This is a genomic window from Streptomyces muensis, from assembly GCF_021474425.1.
Lineage (GTDB): Bacteria > Actinomycetota > Actinomycetes > Streptomycetales > Streptomycetaceae > Streptomyces > Streptomyces muensis.
The window spans coordinates 1-24,074 of record NZ_JAKEIP010000129.1; the positions used below are offsets into that span (position 1 = coordinate 1).

At 69.8% G+C, this 24,074-nt stretch carries 23 protein-coding genes and 1 riboswitch; of the genes, 15 read left to right on the forward strand and 8 right to left on the reverse strand.

Annotated elements, in window-relative coordinates; translation table 11 throughout:
- Positions 1-160 precede the first annotated feature (160 nt).
- The 4 genes from ctaC to L0P92_RS26575 all read left to right on the forward strand — a co-directional run bounded on the left by ctaC (position 161) and on the right by L0P92_RS26575 (position 4,647).
- On the forward strand, positions 161-1,126 hold the full coding sequence (gene ctaC / locus L0P92_RS26560) for an aa3-type cytochrome oxidase subunit II (RefSeq protein WP_234765537.1): 966 nt from the start codon (positions 161-163) through the stop codon (positions 1,124-1,126).
- Positions 1,123-2,859 (forward strand): aa3-type cytochrome oxidase subunit I, encoded by a 1,737-nt coding sequence (gene ctaD, locus L0P92_RS26565; protein WP_234765538.1) that lies wholly within the window; start codon positions 1,123-1,125, stop codon positions 2,857-2,859. Before ctaC ends, ctaD begins: the two co-directional genes overlap by 4 nt.
- Positions 2,856-3,254, forward strand: coding sequence for a cytochrome c oxidase subunit 4 (locus L0P92_RS26570; protein ID WP_217209459.1), 399 nt, complete (start codon positions 2,856-2,858; stop codon positions 3,252-3,254). The genes ctaD and L0P92_RS26570 overlap by 4 nt, the downstream gene beginning before the upstream one ends.
- Before the next feature lie 130 nt (positions 3,255-3,384).
- Positions 3,385-4,647, forward strand: a complete 1,263-nt coding sequence (locus L0P92_RS26575) for a L,D-transpeptidase (RefSeq protein WP_234765540.1) — start codon at positions 3,385-3,387, stop codon at positions 4,645-4,647.
- A 117-nt stretch (positions 4,648-4,764) separates the two neighbouring features.
- Here L0P92_RS26575 and L0P92_RS26580 read toward each other — a convergent pair whose 3' ends face one another.
- Complete coding sequence (locus tag L0P92_RS26580) at positions 4,765-5,166, reverse strand: response regulator (RefSeq protein ID WP_234765541.1); 402 nt, start codon at positions 5,164-5,166, stop codon at positions 4,765-4,767.
- A gap of 153 nt (positions 5,167-5,319) precedes the next feature.
- On the opposite strand from L0P92_RS26580, the gene ctaE reads away from it, so the two are divergent.
- From ctaE to L0P92_RS26610, 6 genes are all read left to right on the forward strand, one after another.
- Positions 5,320-5,931, forward strand: a complete 612-nt coding sequence (gene ctaE, locus L0P92_RS26585) for an aa3-type cytochrome oxidase subunit III (RefSeq protein ID WP_234765542.1) — start codon at positions 5,320-5,322, stop codon at positions 5,929-5,931.
- Between the two features lie 79 nt (positions 5,932-6,010).
- A complete protein-coding gene (gene qcrC / locus L0P92_RS26590; protein WP_234765543.1) occupies positions 6,011-6,823 on the forward strand; it encodes a cytochrome bc1 complex diheme cytochrome c subunit in 813 nt (270 codons plus the stop codon).
- Positions 6,820-7,869, forward strand: coding sequence for a cytochrome bc1 complex Rieske iron-sulfur subunit (gene qcrA / locus L0P92_RS26595; protein ID WP_234765544.1), 1,050 nt, complete (start codon positions 6,820-6,822; stop codon positions 7,867-7,869). The genes qcrC and qcrA overlap by 4 nt, the downstream gene beginning before the upstream one ends.
- On the forward strand, positions 7,866-9,500 hold the full coding sequence (qcrB, locus tag L0P92_RS26600) for a cytochrome bc1 complex cytochrome b subunit (RefSeq protein ID WP_234765545.1): 1,635 nt from the start codon (positions 7,866-7,868) through the stop codon (positions 9,498-9,500). The genes qcrA and qcrB overlap by 4 nt, the downstream gene beginning before the upstream one ends.
- Positions 9,501-9,647: 147 nt before the next feature.
- On the forward strand, positions 9,648-10,712 hold the full coding sequence (trpD, locus tag L0P92_RS26605; RefSeq protein WP_234765546.1) for an anthranilate phosphoribosyltransferase: 1,065 nt from the start codon (positions 9,648-9,650) through the stop codon (positions 10,710-10,712).
- Positions 10,713-10,797: 85 nt separating this feature from the next.
- Positions 10,798-10,913, forward strand: a riboswitch (SAM riboswitch).
- A gap of 114 nt (positions 10,914-11,027) precedes the next feature.
- Complete coding sequence (locus L0P92_RS26610) at positions 11,028-12,395, forward strand: aminotransferase class V-fold PLP-dependent enzyme (RefSeq protein ID WP_234765547.1); 1,368 nt, start codon at positions 11,028-11,030, stop codon at positions 12,393-12,395.
- Here L0P92_RS26610 and L0P92_RS26615 read toward each other — a convergent pair.
- The 7 genes from L0P92_RS26615 to L0P92_RS26645 all read right to left on the reverse strand — a co-directional run bounded on the left by L0P92_RS26615 (position 12,350) and on the right by L0P92_RS26645 (position 18,650).
- A complete protein-coding gene (locus L0P92_RS26615) occupies positions 12,350-13,543 on the reverse strand; it encodes a glycerate kinase (protein ID WP_234765548.1) in 1,194 nt (397 codons plus the stop codon). The two genes, L0P92_RS26610 and L0P92_RS26615, sit on opposite strands and share 46 nt — an antisense overlap.
- Before the next feature lie 118 nt (positions 13,544-13,661).
- Positions 13,662-15,077: an SLC13 family permease gene (locus L0P92_RS26620; protein ID WP_234765549.1), complete on the reverse strand. Its 1,416-nt coding sequence runs from the start codon at positions 15,075-15,077 to the stop codon at positions 13,662-13,664.
- A gap of 75 nt (positions 15,078-15,152) precedes the next feature.
- Complete coding sequence (locus tag L0P92_RS26625) at positions 15,153-15,815, reverse strand: response regulator transcription factor (RefSeq protein WP_234765550.1); 663 nt, start codon at positions 15,813-15,815, stop codon at positions 15,153-15,155.
- Positions 15,812-17,176, reverse strand: coding sequence for a sensor histidine kinase (locus L0P92_RS26630; RefSeq protein WP_372497342.1), 1,365 nt, complete (start codon positions 17,174-17,176; stop codon positions 15,812-15,814). The genes L0P92_RS26625 and L0P92_RS26630 overlap by 4 nt, the downstream gene beginning before the upstream one ends.
- Positions 17,177-17,262: 86 nt before the next feature.
- Positions 17,263-17,535: a small secreted hydrophilic protein gene (locus tag L0P92_RS26635; RefSeq protein ID WP_234765552.1), complete on the reverse strand. Its 273-nt coding sequence runs from the start codon at positions 17,533-17,535 to the stop codon at positions 17,263-17,265.
- Positions 17,536-17,622: 87 nt separating this feature from the next.
- Positions 17,623-17,904 (reverse strand): Lrp/AsnC family transcriptional regulator, encoded by a 282-nt coding sequence (locus L0P92_RS26640; protein ID WP_031483291.1) that lies wholly within the window; start codon positions 17,902-17,904, stop codon positions 17,623-17,625.
- A complete protein-coding gene (locus L0P92_RS26645; protein ID WP_234765553.1) occupies positions 17,901-18,650 on the reverse strand; it encodes a rhomboid family intramembrane serine protease in 750 nt (249 codons plus the stop codon). Before L0P92_RS26645 ends, L0P92_RS26640 begins: the two co-directional genes overlap by 4 nt.
- Before the next feature lie 176 nt (positions 18,651-18,826).
- Between L0P92_RS26645 and L0P92_RS26650 the strand changes: the two genes are divergently transcribed.
- The 5 genes from L0P92_RS26650 to L0P92_RS26670 form a co-directional block, all read left to right on the forward strand.
- The gene (locus L0P92_RS26650) at positions 18,827-19,066 is read left to right on the forward strand and encodes a hypothetical protein (protein ID WP_234765554.1); all 240 of its coding nucleotides are present in this window, start codon (positions 18,827-18,829) and stop codon (positions 19,064-19,066) included.
- A 36-nt stretch (positions 19,067-19,102) separates the two neighbouring features.
- Positions 19,103-20,446: an NYN domain-containing protein gene (locus L0P92_RS26655; protein ID WP_234765555.1), complete on the forward strand. Its 1,344-nt coding sequence runs from the start codon at positions 19,103-19,105 to the stop codon at positions 20,444-20,446.
- Between the two features lie 211 nt (positions 20,447-20,657).
- The gene (locus tag L0P92_RS26660) at positions 20,658-21,692 is read left to right on the forward strand and encodes a C40 family peptidase (RefSeq protein WP_234765558.1); all 1,035 of its coding nucleotides are present in this window, start codon (positions 20,658-20,660) and stop codon (positions 21,690-21,692) included.
- Between the two features lie 227 nt (positions 21,693-21,919).
- Complete coding sequence (locus tag L0P92_RS26665) at positions 21,920-22,933, forward strand: C40 family peptidase (protein WP_234765556.1); 1,014 nt, start codon at positions 21,920-21,922, stop codon at positions 22,931-22,933.
- A gap of 78 nt (positions 22,934-23,011) precedes the next feature.
- The coding region (locus tag L0P92_RS26670; protein WP_234765557.1) for a hypothetical protein at positions 23,012-24,074 on the forward strand (1,063 nt) is incomplete at its 3' end.

The following is a 24,074-nucleotide window of genomic DNA, read 5'->3' on the forward strand; positions in this document are numbered from 1 at the left end:
CCCCACTAGGCCCCCCTCCCCGCGAACCCTCGGAGAGCGTCGGCTAGGGTTTGGTCCGCATAAACATCCAAACCCCTGCCCGACGCAGGGCGGCGACCGACCACCGAAGAAGGCAGGCCGCAGCCAATCCGCGCGGGCGAGACTCTCGGGAAGGCGCTACGTGAGTCCCAACGGCTCCGACCGCTCGCCGCGGCGCCCGATGCGGCGGAAGCTGCTGCAAGGCATGACCGCGGGCCTGGTCCTGGCGACAGCCACCGGTTGCTCGTACAACTGGGAAGACTTCCCCCGCCTTGGTATGCCCACCCCGACCACGGAAGAGGCTCCGCGGATCCTCTCCCTGTGGCAGGGTTCCTGGGCGGCTGCGCTCGCCGTCGGCGTGCTGGTGTGGGGTCTGATCCTGTGGAGCGCCATGTTCCACCGGCGCAGCCGCACCAAGGTCGAGGTTCCCCCGCAGACCCGGTACAACATGCCGATCGAGGCGCTGTACACGGTGGTCCCGCTCATCATCGTCTCGGTCCTCTTCTACTTCACGGCCCGCGACGAGTCGAAGCTCCTCGAGCTCAAGGACAAGCCCGACGTCACCATCAACGTCGTCGGCTACCAGTGGAGCTGGGCCTTCAACTACGTCGAGCCCGTCGACGGTTCCAGCGGCGACGCGAAGACGGCCAAGGAACTGGCCGCGATCCCGGACCGCTTCAAGGAGGACTTCCCGGCGAACGCCGGCGGCGTCTACGACGCCGGCACCCCCGGCACGCGGAACCCGCAGACGGGCAACCCGGGCCCCACCCTGTGGCTGCCCAAGGGCAAGACGGTCCGCTTCGTCCTCACCTCGCGTGACGTCATCCACTCCTTCTGGGTGGTGCCGTTCCTGATGAAGCAGGACGTCATCCCGGGCCACACCAACGCCTTCGAGGTGACCCCCAACAAGGAGGGCACCTTCCTGGGCAAGTGCGCCGAGCTGTGCGGCGTCGACCACTCCCGGATGCTGTTCAACGTGAAGGTCGTCTCCCCCGAGCGCTACGAGCAGCACCTCAAGGACCTCGCGAAGAAGGGGCAGACCGGTTACGTTCCCGCCGGCATCGCGCAGACGAGCCACGAGAAGAACCGGGAGACGACAAACCTGTGAGCATCCTCAACGAACCCCAGGGTGCCGCGGCAGCTGAGGACTCGTACGAGAACGAGCTGCCGGTCCGGCGCCGGCAACCCGGCAACGTCGTGGTCAAGTGGCTCACCACCACCGACCACAAGACGATCGGAACGCTGTACCTCGTCACGTCGTTCGCGTTCTTCGTGATCGGTGGCGTGATGGCGCTGCTCATGCGCGCCGAGCTCGCCCGGCCGGGTCTGCAGATCATGTCGAACGAGCAGTTCAACCAGGCGTTCACGATGCACGGCACGATCATGCTGCTGATGTTCGCGACGCCGCTGTTCGCCGGCTTCGCGAACTGGATCATGCCGCTGCAGATCGGCGCGCCGGACGTGGCGTTCCCCCGGCTGAACATGTTCGCCTACTGGCTCTACCTGTTCGGCTCGCTCATCGCGGTCGGTGGCTTCCTCACCCCGGACGGCGCGGCCGACTTCGGCTGGTTCGCCTACAGCCCGCTGTCGGACGCGGTCCGCAGCCCGGGCATCGGCGCCGACATGTGGATCATGGGTCTGGCCTTCTCCGGCTTCGGCACCATCCTCGGCTCGGTCAACTTCATCACCACGATCATCTGCATGCGCGCCCCCGGCATGACCATGTTCCGCATGCCGATCTTCGTGTGGAACGTGCTGCTGACCGCGGTCCTGGTCCTGCTGGCCTTCCCGGTCCTGGCGGCCGCGCTGTTCGCGCTGGAGGCGGACCGGAAGTTCGGCGCCCACGTCTTCGACTCCGCCAACGGCGGCGCGTTGCTGTGGCAACACCTCTTCTGGTTCTTCGGCCATCCAGAGGTGTACATCATCGCCCTGCCGTTCTTCGGCATCATTTCCGAGGTCATCCCGGTCTTCTCCCGCAAGCCGATGTTCGGCTACATGGGTCTGATCGCGGCGACCATCGCCATCGCGGGTCTGTCCGTGACGGTGTGGGCGCACCACATGTACGTCACCGGAGGCGTCCTCCTACCGTTCTTCTCCTTCATGACGTTCCTCATCGCCGTACCGACAGGCGTGAAGTTCTTCAACTGGATCGGAACGATGTGGAAGGGCTCGTTGTCCTTCGAGACACCGATGCTCTGGGCGACCGGCTTCCTGATCACCTTCACCTTCGGTGGTCTGACCGGTGTCATCCTGGCCTCGCCGCCGATGGACTTCCACGTCTCCGACTCCTACTTCGTGGTGGCGCACTTCCACTACGTCGTCTTCGGCACCGTCGTCTTCGCGATGTTCTCCGGCTTCCACTTCTGGTGGCCGAAGATGACCGGCAAGATGCTCGACGAGCGCCTCGGCAAGATCACGTTCTGGACGCTGTTCGTCGGCTTCCACGGCACGTTCCTCGTCCAGCACTGGCTGGGCGCGGAGGGCATGCCGCGGCGTTACGCCGACTACCTCGCGGCCGACGGCTTCACCGCCCTGAACACGATCTCGACGATCAGCTCGTTCGTGCTCGGCGCCTCGATCCTGCCGTTCTTCTACAACGTGTGGAAGACCGCCAAGTACGGCAAGAAGGTCGAGGTCGACGACCCGTGGGGCTACGGCCGCTCGCTGGAGTGGGCCACGTCCTGCCCGCCGCCGCGGCACAACTTCCTCACCCTGCCGCGGATTCGTTCCGAATCCCCGGCGTTCGACCTGCACCACCCTGAGATCGCCGCCCTCGACCAGCTCGAGAACGCCCCTCACGGTGAGAAGGCCCTCGCTGGTGGCAAGGAGGCCGGCAAGTGAAGATCCAGGGCAAGATGTTCATCTGGCTGAGCGTCTTCATCCTCGCCATGGCGGTCGTCTATGGCGTGTGGTCGAAGGAGCCGGCCGGCACGACGGCCCTCTTCCTGGCCTTCGGGCTGTCCATCATGATCGGCTTCTACCTGGGCTTCACGGCCCGGCGGGTCGACACGGGCGCCCAGGACAACAAGGAAGCGGACGTCGCGGACGACGCCGGCGAGGTCGGGTTCTTCAGCCCGCACAGCTGGCAGCCGCTCTCCCTCGCGATCGGAGGCGCCCTCGCCTTCCTGTCGATCGCGATCGGCTGGTGGCTGATGTACTTCTCGGCGCCGCTGATCCTCGTCGGCATCTGGGGCTGGGTCTTCGAGTACTACCGCGGTGAGAACCGCACCCAGTAACACGAGCTGAGCTCACAGGGGCCCGGACACTCCGCCAGGAGAGTCCGGGCTCCCGCTTTTGCAGCAACGGCCGTCACCCGTACGCCCTATCCGGCGCGCCGTGGCCGACGCGGCTTCCTAGCGTGAGGCCATGAGCCAAACACCGCGCAAGAGCGCCGTCATAGGCTGCTCGCTGCTGCTGATAGCGATAGGCGCCGGCACCTCCGGCTGCAGCAGCGACGGCAACCCGCTGTCCGCCGAGCCCTACGACGCGGCCGACCAGATCGCCTTCAACGGCCCCTCGGGCGACGGCAGGAAGGCCGACCCCGACAAGCCCCTGGAGATCACCGCCGAGGACTCCGACGGCCGTATCACGGACGTCACCGCCAGGGACGCCGCAGGACGCCATGTGGCGGGCGAACTCTCCGCCGACGGCACCCGCTGGCACAGCACCTCCCCGCTCGCCGCCAACGCCCGCTACACGGTCCGGGTGAGCACCGAGGACGAGGACGGCGCCCCCGGCCGCAAGGTCCTCACCTTCGACACCAGCAAGCCGACCAGCAAGAAGCACCTGACGGTGACCTTCGGCCCCAAGGCGGGCACCTACGGCGTCGGCCAGCCCGTCACCGCCGAACTGAGCCAGCCCGTCAAGGACAGGAACCAGCGGGCGATCGTCGAGCGGGCCCTCAAGGTCGAGTCCACCCCCGCCGTCCAGGGCACCTGGCACTGGGTGAGCGACAAGGAACTCCACTACCGCCCCCAGGAGTACTGGCCCGCGGGCGCCGTCGTCCAGGCCCGCAGCAACCTCGACGGCATCAAGATCAGCGACCGTCTCTGGGGCGGCAAGGTCAAGCCCCTGCGCCTCACCATCGGCGACCAGGTCATCGCCGTCACCGACGCCGCGACCCACCAGCTGACCCTCTACCGCAACGGCGAGGAGGTCCGCTCGATCCCCGTCACGACCGGCAAGCCCGGCTTCGAGACCCGCAACGGCGTCAAGGTCGTACTGGGCAAGGAGTACTTCGTACGCATGCGCGGCACGAGCATCGGCATAGCCGAGGGCTCCGCGGACTCCTACGACCTACCCGTCTACTACGCCACCCGCGTGACCTGGAGCGGCGAATACGTCCACGCCGCCCCCTGGTCCGTCGGCTCCCAGGGCTACGCCAACGTCAGCCACGGCTGCACCGGCATGAGCACCGCCAACGCCGCCTGGTTCTTCGAGAACATCCGCGAGGGCGACATCGTCAAGGTCATCAACTCGTACGGCAACACGATGGAACCGTTCGGCAACGGCTTCGGCGACTGGAACCTGGAGTGGAAGAACTGGCGCAACGGCAGCGCCCTGGTGGGCGGCACGCCAGAGGGTCCGAGCCCGTGGGAGAGGGCAAGACTGAGGCCGCAGAACGTCTAGACCGACGGGGCGGCGGCCGACCTCAAGGGGCGCGGGGAACTGCGCGACAAGCCACAACGGACCCGCGGCCGCACACGAGACCCGCACCCCCGAGCTCTTCTCCGCCCGGCAGAGCCCTTACGCGCTCGCCAGGTTCTTCGTCCGCAACAAAGAAGCCAACGCCCCCGCGAACTCCACCGGCTCCACCGGCAAGGTGACCGCCGCCTCGGCCCGACTCCACGTGGCCAGCCAGGCATCCTGCGGCCGCCCGATGAGCAGCAGCACCGGCGGGCAGTTGAACACCTCGTCCTTGATCTGCCGGCAGACCCCCATGCCCCCCATGGGCACGGCCTCACCGTCCAGCACACAGACGTCGATGCCCCCCTTGTCCAGCTCCTTGATGACGGCGGCCGGCGTCGCGCACTCCACGAACCGCACCACAGGCACGTCCGGAGCGGGCCGTCGCCCGGTGGCCAACCGCACCTGCTCGCGGGTGTTGGAGTCGTCGCTGTAGACCAGCACCGTGGCGGTCGGCTGCATTGTTCCTCCGTGACGTCAGCGTCGTAAGGACAGGCCCGTTGGGCCGGATGCTACTCCCTTGAACACCACGTCAACACCGGTACGGACACCCAAGACACTCCGAACGGCACCCCCCGGAGTGAGGGCGGGATAAGCGACCGACATAATGTCGGCGTGGCGACAGCAACGACAGTAGACAAGGGTCACGCGCACCCGTCGGTCAACCGACCGAACCTCACCAGCGTCGGAACCATCATCTGGTTGAGTTCCGAGCTGATGTTCTTCGCGGCCCTCTTCGCGATGTACTTCACCCTGCGATCGGTGACGGGGCCCGATTTCTGGCACGAGAAGGCCGAGGCCCTGAACTTCCCGTTCTCGGCGACGAACACCACGATCCTGGTGCTCTCCTCCCTCACCTGCCAGCTCGGCGTGTTCGCCGCCGAGCGCGGTGACGTGAAGAAGCTCCGGGGCTGGTTCATCGTCACCTTCATCATGGGCGCGATCTTCATCGGCGGTCAGGTGTACGAGTACACCGAGCTGGTCAAGCACGAGGGCCTCTCGCTCTCGTCCGACCCGTACGGCTCGGTCTTCTACCTGACCACCGGCTTCCACGGCCTGCACGTGACGGGCGGTCTCATCGCCTTCCTGCTGGTCCTCGGCCGCACCTACGCGGCGAAGAGGTTCACGCACGAGCAGGCGACCGCCGCGATCGTCGTGTCCTACTACTGGCACTTCGTCGATGTCGTCTGGATCGGCCTCTTCGCCACGATCTACATGATCAAGTAGCCGGGCCCGATCCCGCGCGCGTTCCACAAACGCACATACCGAAGCATCGACGCAGAAGATCCTGACACCGGGGTAATCCGTGAAAAAGCTCTCCGCACGACGACGCCATCCGCTGGCGGCGGTCGTCGTCCTACTCCTCGCGCTGGCGTGCACGGGGGGGCTGTACGCCGTGTTCGCTCCCGCGGACAAGGCGCAGGCCGAGGAAACCGCCCAGTCCCTCACCATCGAGGAGGGCAAGAAGCTCTACACCGTCGGCTGCGCCAGCTGCCACGGAACCGATGGTCAGGGCACCTCTGACGGTCCGAGCCTGGTGGGCGTCGGCGCCGCCGCCGTCGACTTCCAGGTCTCGACGGGCCGTATGCCGGCCGCCACCTCCCAGGGCGCCCAGGTCCCGAAGAAGAAGAACATCTACTCGCAGGCCGAGATCGACCAGCTCGCGGCGTTCATCGCCTCGCTGGGGGCCGGTCCGTCCGTCCCGACCGAGGAGCAGTACGGCCCCGAGGGCGCGGACATCGCCAAGGGCGGCGAGCTCTTCCGCAACAACTGCGCCCAGTGCCACAACTTCACCGGCAAGGGCGGCGCGCTGACGAAGGGCAAGTACGCCCCGAGCCTCGAGAACGTCGACCCGAAGCACATCTACGAGGCCATGCAGACCGGCCCGCAGAACATGCCGTCGTTCCCCGACACCACGCTGTCGGAGCAGAACAAGAAGGACATCATCGCGTACCTGCACGCGGTCAACAGCGACGAGACGGTCAACCCGGGTGGTCTGGAGCTGGGCGGCCTCGGGCCGGTCAGTGAGGGCCTCTTCGCCTGGATCTTCGGGCTCGGTGCACTGATCGCGGTCGCCGTCTGGGTCGCCGCTCGGACCGCAAAGGCCAAGAAGTCATGAGTAGCCAAGACATTCCAGAAGAGAACCTGCCCGCTGAGCAGGACGCCCACGTCGCGGTAGCGGACGAGAAGAACCCCTTCGCCGACCCCGGTCTGCCGCCCCACGAGCACCGGATCCAGGACATCGACGAGCGGGCCGCCAGGCGGTCCGAGCGCACGGTCGCCCTGCTGTTCACGGTGTCGATGCTGGCCACCGTCGGCTTCATCGCCTCGTACGTGGCGATCCCGCACGACAAGTCGGTCTTCGTCTTCCCGATCGGTCACCTCAACGCGCTGAACTTCGCGCTGGGTCTGACCCTCGGCGCGGCGCTGTTCTGCATCGGCGCGGGCGCGGTCCACTGGGCCCGCACCCTGATGTCCGACGTGGAGGTCGCCGACGAGCGGCACCCGATCGCGGCCGAGCCCGAGGTCAAGGCCAAGGTCATGGCCGACTTCAAGCAGGGCGCCAAGGAGTCCGCGCTGGGTCGCCGCAAGCTGATCCGCAACACGATGTTCGGCGCGCTGGCCCTGTTCCCGCTCTCCGGCGTCGTCCTCCTGCGTGACCTCGGCCCGCTGCCCGGGACCAAGCTGCGCCACACCCTGTGGTCCAAGGGCAAGCTGCTCGTCAACATGAACACCGACGAGCCGCTGCGTCCCTCGGACGTCGCCGTCGGCTCCCTCACCTTCGCCAAGCCGGAGGGCCTGGAGGAGCACGACCACGACTTCCAGAACGAGATCGCCAAGGCCGCCCTGATGATCGTCCGGCTCCAGCCCGACGACATCAAGGACAAGCGCGAGCTCGAGTGGTCGCACGAGGGCATCGTCGCGTACTCGAAGATCTGCACCCACGTCGGTTGCCCGATCTCCCTGTACGAGCAGCAGACGCACCACGTGCTCTGCCCCTGTCACCAGTCCACCTTCGACCTCTCCGACGGTGCCCGAGTGATCTTCGGCCCCGCCGGTCACGCCCTGCCGCAGCTGCGTATCGGCGTGAACGACGAGGGCTACCTCGAGGCGCTCGGCGACTTCGAAGAGCCCGTCGGTCCTGCATTCTGGGAGCGCGGATGAGCACTACAGAGACCACCGACCGCTCTCGCGGGAAGGCCCCGGCCGGCGAGCGCGTCGCCGACTGGGCCGACGGCCGCCTGGGGATCTACTCCCTGGCCAAGGCCAACATGCGCAAGATCTTCCCCGACCACTGGTCGTTCATGTTGGGCGAGGTCTGCCTCTACAGCTTCATCATCATCATCCTCACGGGTGTGTACCTGACGCTGTTCTTCCACCCGTCGATGAACGAGGTGGAGTACCACGGCAGTTACGTCCCGCTGCAGGGACAGCTGATGTCGGAGGCGTTCAGCTCCACGCTGCACATCTCCTTCGACGTCCGCGGTGGTCTGCTGATCCGGCAGATCCACCACTGGGCCGCGCTGATCTTCCTCGCGGGCATGTTCGTGCACATGATGCGCGTGTTCTTCACGGGCGCGTTCCGCAAGCCGCGTGAGATCAACTGGCTGTTCGGCTTCCTGCTGTTCGTCCTCGGCATGTTCACCGGTTTCACCGGCTACTCGCTCCCGGACGACCTGCTCTCCGGCACCGGTGTCCGCTTCACCGAGGGCGCGATCCTGTCCATGCCGATCGTCGGCACGTACATCTCGTTCTTCCTCTTCGGCGGTGAGTTCCCGGGCGTCGACTTCGTGGCCCGGTTCTACTCGATCCACATCCTGCTGCTGCCGGGCATCATGCTCGGCCTGGTGGTCGGCCACCTGATCCTGGTCTTCTACCACAAGCACACGCAGTTCGCGGGCCCCGGAAAGAACAACAAGAACGTCGTCGGCATGCCGCTGCTGCCGGTCTACATGGCCAAGGCCGGAGGCTTCTTCTTCCTGGTCTTCGGTGTCATCGCGGTCATCGCGGCGGTCGCGCAGATCAACCCGATCTGGGCCATGGGCCCCTACCGGCCGGACCAGGTGTCCACGGGCGCCCAGCCCGACTGGTACATGGGCTTCGCCGAGGGTCTGGTCCGGTACATGCCGGGCTGGGAGATCGACTTCTGGGGTCACACGCTCGTCCTGGGCGTGTTCATCCCGCTGGTCCTCTTCGGCCTGGTGCTGATGGCCATCGCGGTCTACCCGTTCATCGAGTCCTGGGTCACCGGCGACAAGCGCGAGCACCACATCCTGGACCGCCCGCGCAACGCCCCGACGCGTACCGCGTTCGGTGTCGCCTGGGTCACGGTGTACATGATCGGTTTGGTCGGCGGTGGCAACGACCTGTGGGCCACCCACTTCCACCTGTCGATCAACGCGGTCACCTGGTTCGTCCGGATCGGCTTCTTCGTCGGCCCGGTCCTCGCGTTCATCATCACCAAGCGGATCTGCCTCGGCCTGCAGCGCCGGGACAAGGACAAGGTGCTGCACGGCCGCGAGTCGGGCATCATCAAGCGCCTGCCGCACGGTGAGTACATCGAGGTGCACGAGCCGCTCAGCCAGGACGCGCTGCACACCCTCACCGCGCACGAGCAGTACAAGCCGCTCGAGATCGGCCCGACGGTCGACGAGAACGGCGTCGAGCGCAAGGTGAAGGGCTCCGAGAAGCTGCGCGCCAAGCTCAGCAAGTCCTACTTCGGTGAGGACGGCCAGATCCCCAAGCCGTCCGTCGAGGAGTACAAGGAGATCACGAGCGGCCACGGTCACCACTGATCACCGAGCTCAGCCGCGCCACGGCAGAAGGGCCCCGTCCGGTCTTCGGACGGGGCCCTTCGTCGTGCCCCGCGGCTGGATAGGGTGGACCCCGTTGAGACTCGCGTCCCGTAGTGCGGGACACCACAACTGACCCAGGAGCGGCTTATGAGCGCTGTGACCCCCGCTGGAGGCGACACCGCGGCGGGCCGTTCCTGGCCCGAGGTGCTGAGCGCCCTGCTCGTCGGCGAGAACCTGAGCGCCGGCGACACCGCCTGGGCGATGGACCGCTTCATGAGCGGCGAGGCCTCGGACGCCCAGATCGCCGGCTTCATGGTGGCGCTGCGGGCCAAGGGCGAGACGGTCGAGGAGATCAACGGTCTCGTCGAGGCGATGTACGCCCACGCCCAGCCGCTGGACATCCCCGGACCGGCCGTCGACATCGTCGGCACCGGCGGCGACCGGGCCAAGACGGTCAACATCTCCACCATGTCCGCCATCGTGATCGCGGGCGCCGGCGCGAAGGTCGTCAAGCACGGCAACCGGGCGTCGTCCTCCGCGAGCGGCTCCTCCGACGTGCTGGAGAAGCTCGGCATCAACCTGGACCTGTCGCCGCAGGGCGTGGCACGGGTGGTGGACGAGGCCGGCATCACCTTCTGCTTCGCCGCCAAGTTCCACCCCTCGATGCGCTTCGTCGGTGGCGTACGGCGGGACCTCGGCATCCCGACCTCGTTCAACCTCCTGGGCCCGCTGACCAACCCGGCCCGCGTCACCGCCTCGGCCGTCGGCTGCTTCGACACCCGCATGGCGGGGCTCATCGCCGGCGTACTGGCCGAGCGCGGCTCCTCCGCGCTGGTGTTCCGCGGCGACGACGGCCTCGACGAGCTGACGACCACGGCCACCTCGAAGGTGTGGGTGGTCCGCGACGGCAAGGTGACCGAGGAGGCCTTCGACCCGCGCGACGTCGGCATCGAGCTGGTGCCGGTGGAGGCACTGCGCGGCGCGGACGCCTCGTACAACGCGGAGGTCGCCAGGCGCCTGCTGGACGGCGAGCCGGGGCCGGTGCGCGATGCCGTACTGCTCAACTCGGCGGCGGCGCTGGTGGCGTTGGAGCCGACGGACGCCCCGCTCACGGAGCAGATCCGGCTGGGCATGGCGAGGGCCGCGCAGTCGATCGACTCGGGCGCGGCCAAGCGGACGCTGGACCTCTGGGTGGCGGCCAGCAACGCCTGAGCCGACAGTGTGTGACGCAGGGCGCAGTCCAGGATCCGGACTGCGCCCTTGCGCATCGAAGATCGTATGGCAGGATGTTGGACCAGGTCATGAGTGACAGTCATGAGGCCCCGGCCGACTGTCCGGCAACCCTCCGCCGTGGCGGGGTGCCCCGGGTGAGGACCAGGCCGTAGGCAGCGAGGTCTATGGCAAGCACGTGACCGAGGAGTTTCCCGTGAGCAAGCGAATGCGATAGGGCCGCAGAGCCCCGCCTCCGCGCACCCTTTTCTCTTCTCTGCATGCCTTCAACTCGCATGCCTCTCACGGGAGTTCCCCATGTCTGTCTCCATCGCTGCCGCCGACCAGACCGTTTGCGCCCCGCTGCCCGTTCTGGGCCGTGATGTCACCGTCCCGCTCGTCACCGGCGGCGAGGTCACCTACGCCGCGCTCGACTACGCCGCCAGCGCCCCCGCCCTGCAGCGCGTCTGGGACGACGTCGCCGCCTACGCCCCGTACTACGGCAGCGTCCACCGCGGGGCCGGCTACCTCTCCCAGCTCTCCACCGACCTGTTCGAGAACGCCCGCCGGACCGTCGCCGAGTTCCTGGACTGCCGGGACGGCGACCAGGTCGTGTTCACCCGGTCCACGACCGACTCCCTCAACCTCCTCGCGGCCGCCCTCCCGGCCGACTGCCAGGTCTTCGTGTTCGAGACCGAGCACCACGCCTCCCTGCTGCCGTGGAAGAATGCGCAGGTCACCTACCTCAACGCCCCCCGCACCCCGCGCCAGGCCGTGGAGACCCTGGAGCGCGCCCTCGCCGACCGCGACTCCCACGGCCCGGCCCTGGTCTGCGTCACCGGCGCCTCGAACGTCACCGGTGAGCTGTGGCCCGTACGGGAACTGGCGGCGGCCGCGCACGCCCACGGCGCCCGGATCGTGCTCGACGCGGCGCAGCTGGCCCCGCACCACGCGGTGAGCGTCCAGGACCTCGACGTCGACTGGGTCGCCTTCTCCGGCCACAAGCTGTACGCCCCGTTCGGCTCCGGTGTCCTCGCCGGACGCGCCGACTGGCTGCGGGAGGCCGAGCCGTACCTCGCGGGCGGCGGCGCCAGCCGCAAGGTCAGCCGGCGCGAGGACGGGGGAGTGGACGTCGAGTGGCACGAGAGCGCCGCCCGCCACGAGGCCGGCTCGCCGAACGTCATCGGCGCCTACTCCATCGCCTCCGCCTGCAAGGCGCTCACGGAGGCGGGCTTCGACACGCTGGTCGCGCGTGAGCGGTACCTGATCGAGAAGGTGCGGACCGGGCTCGCCGACGTGCCCGAGGTCCGGATCCTCTCCCTCTTCGGCGACGACGCCCCGCGCGTCGGCGTGATCTCCTTCGTCGTCGACGGCTGGAACAGCTCGCACTTCGCCGCCGCACTCTCCGCCGAGTACGGCATCGGGGTACGCGACGGACTGTTCTGCGCCCACCCGCTGGTCCGGACCCTGCTCGGCAGCGACCCGCAGGCCCAGGGCGAGTGCGGTGCCCCGGAGGCGGCACCGGGCGAGAAGTCCCTCAACGCCATCCGCGTCAGCTTCGGCGCGGGCACGCCGGACGAGCACGTCGAGCGGTTCGTGAACGCCGTGCGGGAGCTCGTGACGGACGGCGCGCGGTGGAACTACCGCACGGAGGACGGCCGTTGCGTGCCGGACACGTCGGCGTGAGCCGGTAGCCGGGCGCCCAGCTGGATCATCCGCAGGGCGCGTTCGGTCGCGTCCGTGAGGAGTTCGGAGGCCCGCACCAGGGCCTCCGCCAGGGCCATCGGCGCCGGCAGGATCCCGCTGAACGCGTCCACGCCCGGCACGTCGTGGGCGCCCTCGCCGAGGGTGCCCGCCAGCACGAGCACCGGGCGGCCGTACAGCTTGGCCCGACGGGCGACCTCGGCCGGGACCTTGCCGCGGGGCGTCTGGTGGTCCAGGGCGCCCTCGGCGGTCACGACGAGGTCGGCGCGGGCGAGGCGGGCGTCCAGGTCGAGGTGGTCCAGGAGCACGTCGAAGCGGGGGAGCAGACGGGCGCCCAGTGCGGCGAGGCCCGCGCCCAGCCCGCCGGAGGCGCCGGTGCCGGGGCCGTGGCGCAGGTCGGTGCCCACGGCCCCCAGGTCACGGGTGAGGACGTCCGCCCAGTGCTCCAGCCCCGCCGACAGCTCCTCCACCTGCGCGGGCGTCGCCCCCTTCTGCGGACCGAAGACACGGGCCACGCCGCGCTCGCCGCACAGCACGTTGTACGGGTTGCAGGCGACCTGCAGCTCCACGTCCCGCAGGCGCGGGTCCAGGCCGGACGGGTCGATCCGGGCGAGCCGGGTCAACTCCCGCCCTCCAGCGGGGAGTTCGAATCCGTCGGCGTCCAGCAGTCGCGCGCCGAGCGCCTGGAGCGCGCCGGCGCCCCCGTCCGACGTACCCGAGTCGCCACACCCGATCAGGATCCGCCGTACGCCCGTGTCGAGCGCGGCGCGGATCAGCTCGCCGACGCCGTACGTCGTCGTGGCCCCCGGGTCGCGCAGGGCCCGGGGGACGAGGGACAGCCCGGCCACCGCGGCCATCTCCACGACAGCCGTGTCCCGGGTCCCGAGCAATGCGAAGTGCGTGCCGACCGGTTCGCCGACGGGGCCGGTGGCGGGCAGCGCAACGAGCCGCCCACCGGTAGCGGAGGCGAGCGCGGCGGCGGTGCCTTCACCTCCGTCCACGAGGGGGATCAGGTCGAGCGAGGCGTCCGGCAGGACCCTACGCACGCCGTCCGCGATGGCATCGGCAGCGGCTTGGGCGGACAGCGACTCCTTGAATCCACTGGGCGCGACGACGACACGGCTCAACATCACAGGGCTCCTAACCAGGTCAGAGAACGGCAACGCCCTCTTCTCGGGGGCGCGGGGAACGGCGCGACCAGCCACGACGGCGCAGCAGACGACACACCGCCGCACCTGCAACGGCGCGTCATCGCGTAACCGGCACACCAAGCACCGGCCACACCGCAACGGCGAACAGCAACACGAGCCCGGCAGTCAGCGGAGCCAGCACCGCAGACAGCCGCAAAAGGTCGCGCGGCGCATACGTCGGCGTCCCGGGAAGGTCGGAGAAGAGCGTCACCGGCTTCGCGGAAGCCGGCAGCGTATGGCAGAACCCCGCCGCCGCAGTGGACGCGAGCGCCGCCGCGACCGGATTCACCCCCGCCCCCACCGCCGCCGCGACCACCAGCGGCACCAGCACCGACGAACGGGCCGACCGGGACTGCAGGACCAGGTGGGCGGCCGTACTGACCGCGATCACGACGATCAGGAACACCAGCGGGCTGACTCCACCGGGCAGCCCGTCCACCAGCCACTTCGCCGCCCCGGAGTCGGCGAGTGCCACGCCCATCGCCATCGTCGCCGCCATGAACAGCAGCAGCGACCAGGGCACCGTCTTCAGCGCGTCCTTCAGATGCACCGTGCCGAGGGCAGGCGAAGCCGCCACCACCGCGCCGATCAGCGCCACGACGGCGGGCGGCACCCGGTGCAGCGGTTCGCTGCACCACAGCACCACGACCGTGCCGAGCAGCAGCGCGCACCGCTTCTCGGCCTGTGACCAGGGCCCGATGACCGGGTCGTCGCTGTGCTCCTGGATCTGCTCGGGCGTGATGTGCACGGCGCCCTCGCGGTCCGCGCGTCGCGTGGTCGTCAGGAGTACGGCCTCGGCGGCCAGGTGGGACGACGCCACGGCCAGCGGCAGTCCCAGCAGCAGCCATTCCGTGAAGCCGATCCGGTCACCGGTCGCCTGCCACAGCACCGACACGGTGATCAGATGCGCGCCCGCCCCGATCAGGGTCGCCACCGCCGACAGCAGGATCACGGTCGGGAACAGCAGCGCCAGCATCACCACCAGCCGCCTCCGGTCGGCCAGCACCTTGGCGAGCGCCAGGAACACCGGCAGCGCGAGCGCGGCCCGCCCGGAGGTGGCCGGCACCGCGAACGCCGTGACGACCAGGGCGGCCGTGGTGAGGTGCACGAGCTGTCGTACGGTGCGCGCCCCGCCGACCAGGAACGCCGCCGCCCGCCCCGCGAGCCCCGTCCGGGTCACCGCGGCCGCCAGCACGAAGGCGCAGATCAGCAGCCACACCGTGGAGTCGCCGAGGGTGCCGAAGAGCGTGTCGCTGCTGATCACGCCGGTCACCGTGAGCGCGAGGCCGGCGCCGAGCGCGATGTACGTGTCGTCGACCGGCGTGGCGATCCAGGCGCAGGTCGCCAGCGCGAACACGGCGAGGGTGAGGCGGGCGTCGGCGCCGAGTGCCGGGAAGTTGCCGGGCACGGCGAGCAGCGCGCACAGGGAGAGCGCCACGCACAGGGCCGCGCTCAGACGGAGGTTCAGGGTCACGTCATCGAGGGTTCACCTCGGCCGTGAGTCCTCGATGAGCCGTACATGAAGGAGACTTCACACGGACCGGCGACCTCAGGCGGACAGGCGGTACCCCACGCCCCGCACCGTCTCGACCCGCTCGGCGCCGAGCTTCTTGCGCAGCGCGCGCACGTACACGTCCACGATGTTGGAGCCGGGGTCGAAGTCGTAGCCCCACACGTGCGACAGGATCTGCTCGCGGGACAGTACCTGCCCAGGGTGCCTCAGGAACAGCTCCAGCAACACGAACTCACGGGCCGTCAGATCCACCGTCCGCTCGTCGGCCCGCGCCCGCCGCGTGCGCAGGTCCAGCGTCAGCGTGCCGGACCGCAACACCGTCACCTCGGGCGCCCTGGCCGCCGTACGCAGCCGGAGGCGCACCCGGGCGAGCAGTTCCTCGAAGCGGAACGGCTTGGTCATCCAGTCGTCGGCGCCCCCCTCCAGACCGGCCACCGTGTCCCGTACGGAGTCCCGCGCGGTCAGCACGATCACCGGGACCGTCACCCGGGCCTCGCGCAGTTCGCGCAGCACCGTGAAGCCGTCCCTGCCGGGCAGTCCGATGTCCAGGACCACCAGGTCGAAGCCGCCGGTCAGCGCGTACTCGTAGGCGGCGTCTCCGTCGCCCACGACGGTCGTGGTGAAGCCGTTGGAGCGCAGGCCCTTCTCGACGAAGGAGGCGATCCTGTCCTCGTCCTCGACGATGAGAATGCGGTTCACGTGTGTGCCTCTCCCAGTAGCAGGACGAAGGTGGCGCCGCCGCCGTCCGTGTCGCGCAGCCGTACCCGGCCGCCGTGCGCCTCCGCGATGGCCCGGACGATCGACAGGCCGAGCCCGGCCCCGGAACCGCGGGCGCCGCGCCGGGACGTGCCGCGCCGGAACCGTTCGAAGATCACCTCTCCGTCCTGCGGCTGGACACCGCACCCGGAGTCGGCGACGTACAGCTCGATGCCCGGCCCGTCGGCGCGGGAGCCGATCCGCACGGTCTGGCCGGGCGCGGTGTGCTGCACGGCGTTCTGGGCGAGCTGGACCATCGCCTGGGTGATGCGCTGCGGGTCCAGCGCGGCCTCGACGTCGGCGACCTCGGCGAGCTGCCAGTCACGTTCGCCGAGGGTGCGGGCCTTGACGTAGACGTCGGCGGTGAGTTCGGCGAGCTGGACCGGTTCGGGGGTGACGAAGTCGGGGCGCTCGGCCTTGGCGAGCAGCAGCAGGTCCTCGACGATCCGGCTCATCCGGTCCAGCTCGTCGGTGACCAGCCGTATCGTCTCCTCGCGCTCGGCCGGGTCGTCGCCCATCAGCTCCAGATGGCCACGCACGATGGTGATCGGCGTGCGCAGCTCGTGTCCGGCGTCGTCGACGAACTCGCGCTGGGCGGCGAAGGCGCGCTCCAGGCGGTCGAGCATGTCGTTGAAGGTCTCCGCGAGCGCGGCGATGTCGTCCCGCCCGTGCACCGGGATACGGCGGGTGAGGTCCTGCTCGGTGAGCTGCGCGGCCGCCGTGCGCACCAGCCGCACCGGCTTGAGGATCCGCCCCGCCACCGCCCAGCCGATGCCGGTCGTCATCAGCAGGGCCACCCCGGAGATGGCGAGCAGGATACGGAACTCCTCGTTCACCGCGGCCTGTTCGCGACCCGGGTGGAAGGCGACGACGAACGCGGCCTCCGTCTCGCCGCCGGCCCGGGCGACCGCGACCTTGGCCCAGCGGATCTCGCCGGACGCCCGGTGCAGCGTGCCCGTGGCGTCGGGCGAGTCGAAGATACGGCGGCGGGCGTCGGCGTCCTTGTGCAGGGGCACGGCGACGGGGATGTCACGTGGCTGGCGGAACTGTGCCGGGGTCGACCCCGGGCGCTCCACCAGGCCGATCAGCTCCTCGTCCGGGTCGGCGTACTGCCGTACCAGGAACTCCACCAGCAGCCGCGACGGGTCGGTGAACGGCCGCCCGGTCTCCGGGTCGACGCCCCGCTCCTCGAAGTTGGCGAACTCCCCGGCCTCCTGCGCCAGCAGCCCGTTCACCCGGTGGTCGACGTCCCGCAGCAGAATCGACCGCGTGGTCGTAGCCACGGACGCCAGCCCCACGGCCATCACGAACAGCAGCCACAGCAGAATCCGAACCCGTGCGGAGACCCTGGGGAGCGTCGCCATGAGAACACCGTTCCTTGCAGCGGCGCTCAGCCGTCGTCCCCGACCTCACCCCGGTCGTCGTCATCGTCGTCGTTCCCGGGACTGTCCGTCACAGGTGGCCGGGACACGACCTCGTCGCTCGGCGTCGGCGTCGGAGTGGGCCGGCTGGGCGTCGGCGTGGGGGAGCCGCTGTCCAGCTCCACCTTGGCCGGGACCTTGGGGGACTCCGGGTTGTCGGTGAGCGCGAAGCTGGTCGCGGCGATGCCGAGCGGAATCGCCACTACGGCGGCCAGCGCCGCGATCCGGTGCGAGAAGACCATGCGATCGAGCCTGCCCCCGGTACCCGTCGGTCAGGATGAGCCCAGGATGAAGAACTCTTCATCTCGGGCCGTCGGCGGCAGCGGCTGTCAGCTGTCCAGGCCGATGGCGAACGCGGCCTCGATGTCGTGCTGCGAGTACGTACGGAACGCCACGTGCGTGTCCGTCGCCTCCACCCCGGGGATCTTGCTGATCCGGCCCGGAATGACCTCGGCGAGATCCTCGTGCTGCTTCACCCGCACCATGGCGATCAGGTCGTAGGTACCGGTGACCGAGAAGACCTCGGTGACGCTCTCCAGCGAAGCGATCCGCTCCGCGATCTCGGGGATCCGGTCCACGCTGGTCTTGATCAGGACGATCGCGGTGATCACGGCTGGTTCTCTCCCTCGGGGGCCGGAGCAGGGGCGGCCTTCACTCTAGTAGGCCGCCCGAACCTGGCCCACGCGTAGCCGAAGCCCAGTCCGAAGCCCACCAGGTGCGCCAGATAGGCCACCCCGGGCCCCTGGTCGGCCCGCCCCGCCGCCACCCATTGCAGGGCCGCCCAGAAGGGCAGCACGACCCACGCCGGGAAGCGCAGCGGGAGGAAGAGCAGGAACGGCAGCAGGCTTGTCACGCGGGCCCCGGGGAAGAGGAACAGGAAGGCGCCGAGGACCGCCGAGATCGCCCCGGACGCGCCGACCAGGGACTGGGTGGAGTCGTCGTTGGCGGCCGCGTAGCCCAGCAGGGCCAGATAGCCGCAGCCCAGGTAGAAGAGCGTGAACTGGACACGGCCCATCCGTTCCTCGGTCATCACGCCGAAGACGTAGAGGAAGAGCATGTTGCCGAGCAGGTGCACCCAGCTGCCGTGCACGAAGAGGGCCGTGGCCGGGGTGAGGGCGGCCCGGGGCGCTCCCTCGAACAGTTCCGCGGGCACCACACCCCACCGGTGGAAGTAGGCCCGCTGCGCGGCGAGCAGCTCGTCGCCGGAGCCGTACGCCGGGCCGAGCCCGGCCGCGGGGCCGATCAGGAAGACCAGGCAGCACACGGCGATCAGGGCATGGGTCACCGGCGCCGACGGCCCCCGGACGGCGTTGCCGAAACGGGCCGGGAAGCGCACCGCGCGCCAGTTGCCGATCATGAACACAGAGCATGACGTAATGGGACGCACACGCACAGACCGCCTCGCCGCCGGGGAGGTCCTGCGGACGGACGGGCGACGAGTACCCGCCAGGCCGTAGGGTAACGAGCCACACGCACCGGGGAGCCCGGCGCGTCGCTGACAATAGAGACCTAGAAGGAAAGAGCACGGTCACGATGACGGTTCCCCTGCCGACCGACACCACGCGGTGGCGCTGCACCCTCTGCGGCAACCTCACGCGTTTCGACGTGACGCGCTCGTCCAAGGTCGTGGAGTACGTGCACCTCGATCTGGCCGGCGAGCCCAAGGTCGAGGAGCGCGAGGTGCTCAGTGAGAGCATCGAGTCGGTGCGCTGCCGCTGGTGCAACGCCGTGGACAAGGTGGAACTCGTGGACAGGCCGGGCGCCGGCTCCTGAGTGGAGCGGGCCCCGCACAGCATTGGGGTGTGACGGATGGTGGAGACACAAGGCGGGGGGCCGGGCGACGGCGCCGCCGAGGTGCTCGACCGTCCGCTGCCCGACGGCGTACGGCGCAGAGTCGTGCAGATCGTGTCCGACGGGTTCGGCGGACTGACCGTCGGCGAACTGCCCGCGCAGCTGCGGCAGTACGCCCGGTTCGCCCCGAACCGCCGGGCCAAGTTCGCCGGCAACGCGATGGCGGCGGCGCTGGAGACCGATCCGCTGTTCCGCCAGCGCATCGGGGAGAAGTTCAGAGAGGCCCAGCCGGAACTCTCCGGCGCTCTCGACTCCGGCTCGGTGCCCGCGGCCGCGGATCCGCTCGACGTGGCGGCCGCGGCCTATGTTCTGCGGCCCACCGGCTGGGTCAAGCTGGTCACCGCGGCCGGCGAGGAGGCCCAGCGCGCCGACGCCGAGCGCGCCGACGACGAGACCCGCGCCGAGCTGGAGCGGCTGCGCGAGGAGCTCGCCCACGCCCGTGAGCACACCCGGCACGAGACGGAGCGGCTGCGCACCGAGCTGGACGCGGCGAAGAAGGAAGCGGAATCGCTTCACCGCAAGCTGCGCTCCGCGCTCAGCGACGTCAAGCGCGGCGAGGCCGCCCTGCGCAAGGTCCAGGGCGAGATCGAGACCGTACGGGCGGAGGGGCACGCCCACGTCTCCGCCGCCGAGAGCGAGTCACGGCGGCTCAGGGCGCGGCTCGGGGAGGCCGAGGCGGCCCTGGAGGCCACCCGCAAGGCGGCGCGCGAGGGACGCAGCGTCGAGGACATGCGCGTCCGGCTGCTCCTGGACACCCTTTTGGACTCCGCCCAGGGGCTGCGCCGCGAACTGGCGCTGCCACCGGTCTCCGTACGGCCCGCCGAGACCGTCGACGCGGTCGAGCCGGGCCGGATGACCCCGAAGGACATCGCCGCACGCGCCCTGTCCGAGAACGACCCCGCGATCCTCGACCAGCTCCTCGCGCTGCCGCAGGCGCATCTGGTGGTCGACGGCTACAACGTCACCAAGACCGGCTATCCCCAGATGCCGCTGGAGAAGCAGCGCCTCAGGCTCCTCGGCCAGCTCTCCCAGCTCGCCGCGCAGACCGGCGCCGAGGTCACCTGTGTCTTCGACGGGGCCGAGCTGGCCGCACCGGTGCTGCTCGCGCCGCCGCGCGGGGTGCGGGTGCTGTTCTCCAAGCCGGGCGTGACCGCCGACGAGTTGATCCGCCAGCTGGTGCGCGCCGAGCCGCCGGGCCGGCCGGTCATCGTCGCCTCGACCGACCGCGAGGTGGCCGACGGGGTCGCCCGGGCCGGAGCGCGGCCGGTGGCTTCTGCGGTGCTTCTCAAGCGACTGTCCTGAATACGCCAACGTACAGGGGCAATGCCCGAATTGGCCCGATGATCGCGCAACGTAGGGTCAAGCGTGCATCACAGCATGTGAGTTGTGTGTAAAGAATGACGGGTGTGACGAGAATTTTCGTGTGAGGATTTGATCTGATCACAAGTGGGTCACTAGGGTCTGGCGTCGAACCTCCGAGCGGGTGATCACTCACAAGAAGGGTTTCACCTCCGTGGCGTCCCACCGTCGACCCAAGCAGCCGAGCCGAGCACGCGTGACCGTGCTGACCACCGCTGCCGCTGCTGCCGTGGCCATTTCTTCTCAGGCGGCCAATGCCGCCCCCAGCGAGAAGCCGAGCAAGGACGAGGTCAAGGCCAAGGTCGACAAGCTCTACGAGGAGGCCGAGCAGGCCACCGAGAAGTACAACGGGGCCAAGGAGAAGCAGGAGAAGCTCCAGAAGGAGATCTCCACCATCCAGGACAACGTCGCCCGCGGCCAGGAAGAGCTCAACGAGCTGCGCGACACGATGGGCCTCGCGGCCGCAGCCCAGTACCGCACGGGCAGCATCGACTCCTCCGTCCAGCTGTTCCTGTCGGCCGACCCGGACGACTACCTGGACAAGGCGTCCACGATGGACCAGCTGAGCGCCCAGCAGGTCGACTCGCTCAAGGAGATCCAGGCCAAGCAGCGCCAGCTCTCCCAGCAGCGCGCCGAGGCCTCCGACAAGCTCAAGGACCTCGCCTCCACCCGCACCGAGCTGGGCAAGAAGAAGAAGCAGGTCCAGGGCAAGCTCGCCGAGGCCCAGAAGCTGCTCAACACCCTGACGGCCGCCGAGAAGGCCGCGCTCGCCGCCGAGGAGCAGCGCGCCAGCCGCTCCGCCGCCGACCGCGTGGACCTCGGCAACGTCGGCTCCGCCTCCGGCCGGGCCCAGGCCGCCTTCCAGGCCGCCCAGAGCCAGATCGGCAAGCCGTACGTCTACGGCGCCACCGGCACCGCCTCCTACGACTGCTCGGGCCTGACCTCCTGGGCCTACGCCCAGGCCGGCGTCTCCATCCCGCGCACCTCCCAGGCCCAGGCCAACGCCGGTACGAGGATCTACTCGCAGAGCCAGCTCAAGGTCGGCGACCTCGTCATCTTCTACGACGACCTGCACCACGTCGGCTTCTACGCGGGCAACGGCCAGATCCTGCACGCCCCGCGCAGCGGCACGGTCGTCCGCTACGAGTCGATCAACAACATGCCGTTCATGTTCGGCGTCCGGATCTGATCCCGGCCGAACGCCCGCAAGATCAACACCGCGTGCCGCCCGAACGAGCGAATCACGACAACTCTCGCTGACCCCACGCCCCGCCCATGACCTGCGTCAGAGGCGGGGCGTCACTTTGTGTGCCCGGCGCGGTCGTTGGTCGCGGCCCCGGCACGGAGCTACTGTCTGCCGCGTTTCCCCCTCGCCGGGGAAGGTCCTTGTCGTCAGCGGAAGGAGAGCGGCTTCCCGTGGGGTCCCATCGCCGCCTTGTATCGCCCGGGTTCGACCGGGGCGCCAACGCAGCCCTGTGCGTCATGTCGGCCGCCGCCGCGGCCATCGGGGTCGTACCGGCCACGGCCGCGCCGCACGACGACACCCGGGCCAAGGTGGACCGCCTCTACGAGGAGGCCGAGAGGGCCACCGAGCGCTACAACAAGGCCGACGAGCGCGCCGACAAGCTGCGGGAGCAGGTGAACGACGCGCAGGACCGGATCGCCCGGCAGCAGGAGGACATCAACTCCATGCGGGACGCCCTAGGTTCGCTGGCCGGCGCCCAGTACCGCTCCGGCGGCCTCGACCCCTCCCTCGCCCTGCTGCTCTCCGACGACCCGGAGGACTACCTCGACCGGGCCGCCCGGATCGCCCGGCTCAGCGACCACCAGGCCGCCGAGCTCAAGGAGCTCCAGGACGCCATGCGCGAACTCTCCCAGGAGCGCGCCGAGGCGGCGGGGAAGCTCGTCGAGCTGGAGAAGAGCCGCAAGGCCGTCGCCGCCCACAAGCGGACCGTCGAGCACAAACTCGCCCAGGCCCGCCGGCTCCTCAACTCCCTCACCGCGACCGACCGCGCCGCCTACGACCGTGCCTCCCGCTCCGGCCGTGACGTCATGCCCGACTTCGGCAGCCTCGCCGCGCCCTCGGGCCGCGCGGCCGCCGCCATCGCCGCCGCCCACTCCGCGCTCGGCAAGCCGTACGTCTGGGGCGCCAACGGCCCCTCCGGCTTCGATTGTTCGGGCCTGATCCAGTGGTCGTACGCCCAGGCCGGGGTCGCCCTGCCGCGCACCTCGCAGGGCCAGCGGTACGCCGGCCGGCAGGTCCCGCTCTCCGAGGCCCAGCCCGGCGACGTCGTCACCTACCGCTCCGACGCCAGCCACGTCGGGATGTACGCCGGCAACGGCCAGGTGATCCACGCGCCCTACCCCGGCGCCCCGGTGCGCTACGACCCGGTGGGCATGATGCCGGGCGCGACGGTCACGAGGGTCTGAGCCCGGGGCGCGGGCAGTTCCCCGCTCCTCTCCGACGCGGGTCTGACCTATGTGCCCCCGCCGCCGTACGATCGGGAAATGGCTGGTCGAAGGCGGGCGTCGGGAACGCGAGTCGTCATCGCGCTCTGTCTGCTGCTCGTCTCGCTCGTCGGCTGCGGCGGCCCGCCCGCCACCGACAGCGCCAGGGCCGAGGTGCAGCGCCTCCTCGAACGGCGGGCCGCCGCGATACTCGACCACGACGAGACGGCGTATCTGCGCACCGGCGCACGGGACCGGTACGGCAATCTGCGCGCGGTGCCCTTCGCCGCCTGGTCCTACCGCCTGACCGGCCTGCGGCGCACCGGCGACAGCGCCCTCGCCGAGGCCGAGCTCCGCTACCGCGTCCAGGGCTACGACCGGGCCCCTGTCAGCGTCGGCCGCACCCTGAGCCTGAGCCTGGACGCGGAGGGCCGGTGGTACGTCGACGCCGAGCGGCCCGCGAAGGGCTCCGCCGAGCAGCTCTGGGACCAGGGTGAGGTGAGTGTCGTACGGGGAGACGACAGCCTTGTTCTCGGCGTCGGGCAGTCCGGTACGGCGCTTCGCTCCTACGCCGAGCTGGCTGACCGGGCCGTGCCGGCCGTGTCCCAGGCGTGGGGTACGCAGTGGCCGCGGCGGGTCGTCGTCCTCGTACCGGAGTCGCTGGACGCGATGGCCGGGCTGCTGGGCGCGCCCGCGTCCTCCTACCGGGGGATCGCGGCGGTCACCACCGGTGAGACCGGCGCCCCGGCGAGCGCGCCCGCGGACCGGATCATCGTCAATCCCGACGCGTACGGCGTCCTCGGCGGGACCGGCAAGCAGGTCGTCCTCACCCACGAGACCACCCATGTCGCCACCCGCGCCCACACCAGTGCCGCCACCCCGCTGTGGCTCTCCGAGGGATACGCCGACTGGGTCGGCTACCTCGGCAGCGGCCGCTCCCCGTCCGAGGCCGCGCCGGAGCTGTATCGCGCGGTGGCGGAGGGGCGGGTGCCGCAGGAGTTGCCGGCCGATGCGGACTTCGGGTTCAGCGGGGACGGGGGGCGGCTGGCGCGGGCGTACGAAAGCGGGTGGATGGCCTGCCGGATGATCGCGGACCGGTGGGGGGAGGTCAGGCTCGGGGAGT

Excerpts from the sequence above, each read along its gene's own strand:
- L0P92_RS26575 (WP_234765540.1), top strand. The coding sequence starts at position 3,385 with ATGAGCCAAACACCGCGCAAGAGCGCCGTCATAGGCTGCTCGCTGCTG.
- L0P92_RS26580 (WP_234765541.1), bottom strand. The coding sequence starts at position 5,166 with ATGCAGCCGACCGCCACGGTGCTGGTCTACAGCGACGACTCCAACACC.
- qcrA (WP_234765544.1), top strand. The coding sequence starts at position 6,820 with ATGAGTAGCCAAGACATTCCAGAAGAGAACCTGCCCGCTGAGCAGGAC.
- qcrB (WP_234765545.1), top strand. The coding sequence starts at position 7,866 with ATGAGCACTACAGAGACCACCGACCGCTCTCGCGGGAAGGCCCCGGCC.
- trpD (WP_234765546.1), top strand. The coding sequence starts at position 9,648 with ATGAGCGCTGTGACCCCCGCTGGAGGCGACACCGCGGCGGGCCGTTCC.
- L0P92_RS26610 (WP_234765547.1), top strand. The coding sequence starts at position 11,028 with ATGTCTGTCTCCATCGCTGCCGCCGACCAGACCGTTTGCGCCCCGCTG.
- L0P92_RS26615 (WP_234765548.1), bottom strand. The coding sequence starts at position 13,543 with ATGTTGAGCCGTGTCGTCGTCGCGCCCAGTGGATTCAAGGAGTCGCTG.
- L0P92_RS26630 (WP_372497342.1), bottom strand. The coding sequence starts at position 17,176 with ATGGCCGTGGGGCTGGCGTCCGTGGCTACGACCACGCGGTCGATTCTG.
- L0P92_RS26635 (WP_234765552.1), bottom strand. The coding sequence starts at position 17,535 with ATGGTCTTCTCGCACCGGATCGCGGCGCTGGCCGCCGTAGTGGCGATT.
- L0P92_RS26645 (WP_234765553.1), bottom strand. The coding sequence starts at position 18,650 with ATGATCGGCAACTGGCGCGCGGTGCGCTTCCCGGCCCGTTTCGGCAAC.
- L0P92_RS26650 (WP_234765554.1), top strand. The coding sequence starts at position 18,827 with ATGACGGTTCCCCTGCCGACCGACACCACGCGGTGGCGCTGCACCCTC.
- L0P92_RS26655 (WP_234765555.1), top strand. The coding sequence starts at position 19,103 with ATGGTGGAGACACAAGGCGGGGGGCCGGGCGACGGCGCCGCCGAGGTG.